Here is a 382-nt window from a genome sequence, read left to right on the forward strand (position 1 = left end):
TTTTGTTCCTAAGCTTAGTCGCACTAATCGGCAAATTGGTATTGACCTAAACACAGAAAACTTTCTGACTGCCAGTGATGGTCGAACCATCGCCAACCCACGCTACTATCGAACAATTAAGGGAAAATTAGCTAAAGCACAGCGCACTCTTTCACGCCGACAGCGCCGGGCTAAAAAAGAGCAGCGTTCTTTGCGAGAAAGCAAAAACTACCAGAAGCAGCGTTTGTTAGTCGCAAAGATCCATGCACGGGTATTTGACCGCCGCCATGATTTTCTCCAACGCACGTCTACAGCACTGATCAAGAACCAAGATCTCGTTGTAGCCGAAGAATTGAGGAGTAAGAATCTGTTAAAAAATCATGCCTTGGCAATGAGCATCAGC

1 protein-coding gene is annotated in these 382 nt (G+C 45.8%); it reads left to right on the plus strand.

The window, feature by feature from the left end:
• Positions 1-382 (plus strand): RNA-guided endonuclease InsQ/TnpB family protein (locus ACLUWI_RS10370; protein ID WP_412147247.1); only part of this gene is annotated, 382 nt, incomplete at both ends.

Origin of the sequence: Limosilactobacillus mucosae (assembly GCF_046939755.1) — a bacterium.
GTDB classification, from domain to species: Bacteria; Bacillota; Bacilli; order Lactobacillales; family Lactobacillaceae; genus Limosilactobacillus; species Limosilactobacillus mucosae_A.